This is a genomic window from Sinomonas sp., assembly GCF_051955515.1.
Lineage (GTDB): Bacteria > Actinomycetota > Actinomycetes > Actinomycetales > Micrococcaceae > Sinomonas.
In genome coordinates this window covers 1-3,005 of the sequence record NZ_JBQCGQ010000175.1, presented here as the reverse complement: position 1 = coordinate 3,005, position 3,005 = coordinate 1, and the positions used below count along the sequence as shown (strand labels likewise).

Genomic DNA, 3,005 nt, shown 5'->3' with positions numbered 1-3,005 from the left:
GAGGAGGCCTTCGACCGCGAAGGGGTCCTCGGCGAGGAGCGAGTGGAGGGAGTTGGCGTCGTCGGCCTTGATGAGCAGGAGCGCCCCGGTGCCATCCTCGTACGGACCGCTCACCAGGAGCTGCCCCTTCTCGGCGACGGTCGCGAGCCAGCCCCGGTGATCCGGGCGGACTTCGTCTCGGCGGGAGGCGGTGGAGGCATCGTAGCGGTATTCAACGGCGAAGACGGTCATATCACCAGCCTATCCCCACTCGGGGAGGAGCTCAGACAACGGGCTCAGCCGAACAGCTTCACGGGCTTCACGATGTCGGCGTAGATCAGCAGCACGCTCATGACCATGAGGACGCTCGCCACCGCATACGTGAGCGGCAGCAGTTTCGCGATGTCGAACGGCCCCGGATCGGGCCGCTTGCGCCAAGCCGCAATCCGCCGTCGTACGCCTTCGTAGAGCGCGCCGGCGACGTGGCCGCCGTCGAGCGGGAGAAGAGGCACGAGATTGAATACCGCCAGCGCGAGGTTGACGCCCGCCAGGATCCCCACGAGCGTCGAGATGCGCGCCGAGAGCGGCACGTCTTCGAGCGCCGCGACCTCGCCCGCCACACGGCCCACGCCGACGACGCTGATCGGCCCGTTCGGGTCGCGCGGGGCACTGCTGAACGCGGCTTGGGCGACACCCACAACGCGCGCCGGGAGGTTGACGACGACGCCAGTCACCTGGGCGATGCTCTGACCCACGGCGGGGAGCACCGCCGTCGCCGGCTGCGGGGTGGTCGCCTGCCGAGAGGCGATGCCGACAAAGCCGCTTTCCGTCGTCGTTGTCTGTCCGGACGGGCCCGCCACCGCAACGCGATTCAGCACCGGTGTAATGGTGAGGTCGATGTCTTGGCCGTCCCTGAGAACGGTGATCCCCACGGTCTTCCCGGCCGACGCCCGGATCCACGTGCTGAGCTGGTCCCATCCGGAAACCGCATTGCCGTCGAAGCGCACCACCGTATCGCCCGGCTTCAGCCCTGCTGCCGCCGCAGGGGTCTTCGTACACGTCGAGGTGTCCGTCGGCTGCTGCTGCTGGTCCGCGGAGACCATGCAGGCGGACACCGAGGCGATCTGGTTGGTCGGTTGAGGGATGCCGAAGCCCATCAGCACCACTGCGGTGAAGATGATCCCCAGAAGGATGTTCATCGCCGGTCCGCCGAGCATGATGATGATCTTCTTCCAGACCGGAAGCTGGTAGAACAGCCGCCCATGGTCCTCGGGCCGTACTTCCTCGTGGGCTTGGTCTCGGGCCGCCTCCGCGAGCCCCTGGAAGATTCCCGTGCTCGACTGCCGCAGGGACCCATCCCGCCGATTCGGCGGGTACATCCCCACCATCTGCACGTACCCTCCGAGCGGGAGGGCCTTGATGCCGTACTCCGTCTCTCCCTTGCGCTTCGACCAGATGGTGGGACCGAAGCCGATCATGTATCGCGTCACCCGCACGTTGAACAGCTTGGCCGGCAGAAGGTGGCCGATCTCGTGGAGGGCAATGGACAGGGCGATTCCCACGGCGACGAACACGACGCCGAGGATGAAGAGGACAGTGGGATTCATCAGCTAGCCAAACGCTCGTGGGCGCGCTTCCGTGCCCATTCTTCGGCGGCAAGCACCGATTCCACAGACAGTTCCGAGGAACCTGCGTGCTCGGACAGCACTGCGGCGACTGTGTCGACGATGTCGAGGAAGCCGATCTGCCCCGCGTGGAACGCCTCGACGGCTTCCTCGTTTGCCGCGTTGAACACGGCCGGGTACGTGCTTCCCTGCTTCGCTGCGTCCCGCGCAAGGTCCACTGCGGGAAAGGCCTGCGCATCGAGTGGCTCGAAGGTCCAGGCGGTTGATTGGGTCCAATCGCATGGTGAGGCCGCGTGGGGCACTCGGTCGGGCCATCCGAGGCCCAGGGCAATCGGCAGCCGCATGTCGGGCGGCGAAGCCTGCGCGATCAACGAGCCGTCTGTGAACTGCACCATCGAATGCACCACGGACTGAGGATGGACGACGACGTCAATCGCCTCGAGCGCGACGCCGAACAGCAGGTGGGCTTCAATGAGCTCAAGGCCCTTGTTCACGAGGGTGGCCGAATTTGTCGTCACCACGCGCCCCATATCCCAGGTTGGGTGATTGAGGGCCTGCGCCGGTGTGACGTGGCGAAGCTCTTCGCGGCTGCGGCCCCGGAACGGCCCCCCGGAGGCTGTGAGGATCAGGCGTTCGACCTCCTCCGCGCGGCCGGCACGCAGGCACTGCGCGATGGCTGAATGCTCCGAGTCGACGGGGACGATCTGGCCGGGCTGCGCCGCCCCGGTCACCAAGTCACCGCCGACGATGAGACTCTCCTTGTTGGCGAGGGCCAGCGTCGCACCCGAGGCCAGAGCGGCGAGGGTCGGAGCCAGGCCGATGCTTCCTGTGATGCCGTTCAAGACGACGTCCCCGGGTCCCGCTGGGCTCCTCCACCCGGCAATTCGGGTGGATGCGTCAGGTCCAACGAACAGCTCCGGCTCGTAACCCACGACACCCTCCGACGTCGCCGCGCCCGCAATCAGCCTGCGGAGCTCGTCGATGCTTCCGTCCGCGATGCCAACGGCTTCAGCACGCGAATGCACGGCCTGCAGCGCCAGCAGTCCCAGATTCCCTCCGCCCGCGCTCAGAGCCACGACCCTGAAGCGCTCCGGAGCGCCGTCGACGACGTTGATCGCCTGGGTGCCGATGCTGCCAGTCGAGCCGAGGATGATGACGGAGCGCTGCTCGGCGGGGTTCTGCATGCCTCCAGTAAACCGCAACGAACGCTGAGTGCCGGCCCGGCTCAGTGGTCGACGGGCGTTGCTACGCTCCGACGACACGCACTGTTCGTACCGTCTCGTACCGTCCGTTCGCACCAATGACTCTTGGGGGATGTCAATGGCGCTTCGCCGCTGCCTTCGTTCGTTCCTGATTGTTCTTCTTCTGGCCCTTCTGCTGCCGCTCAACGCCTGCGGGGCG

At 66.7% G+C, this 3,005-nt stretch carries 3 protein-coding genes; all 3 read right to left on the bottom strand.

Annotated features, from left to right (window positions below; genetic code table 11):
- The coding region (locus tag ACTHL9_RS09855; RefSeq protein ID WP_440518730.1) for a YciI family protein at positions 1 to 231 on the bottom strand (231 nt) is incomplete at its 3' end.
- Between the two features lie 44 nt (positions 232 to 275).
- Positions 276 to 1,586, bottom strand: a complete 1,311-nt coding sequence (locus tag ACTHL9_RS09850; protein WP_440518729.1) for a M50 family metallopeptidase — start codon at positions 1,584 to 1,586, stop codon at positions 276 to 278.
- A complete protein-coding gene (gene dxr / locus ACTHL9_RS09845) occupies positions 1,586 to 2,788 on the bottom strand; it encodes a 1-deoxy-D-xylulose-5-phosphate reductoisomerase (RefSeq protein WP_440518727.1) in 1,203 nt (400 codons plus the stop codon). Before dxr ends, ACTHL9_RS09850 begins: the two co-directional genes overlap by 1 nt.
- Positions 2,789 to 3,005 lie beyond the last annotated feature (217 nt).

Excerpts from the sequence above, each read along its gene's own strand:
- ACTHL9_RS09850 (WP_440518729.1), bottom strand. The coding sequence starts at position 1,586 with ATGAATCCCACTGTCCTCTTCATCCTCGGCGTCGTGTTCGTCGCCGTG.
- dxr (WP_440518727.1), bottom strand. The coding sequence starts at position 2,788 with ATGCAGAACCCCGCCGAGCAGCGCTCCGTCATCATCCTCGGCTCGACT.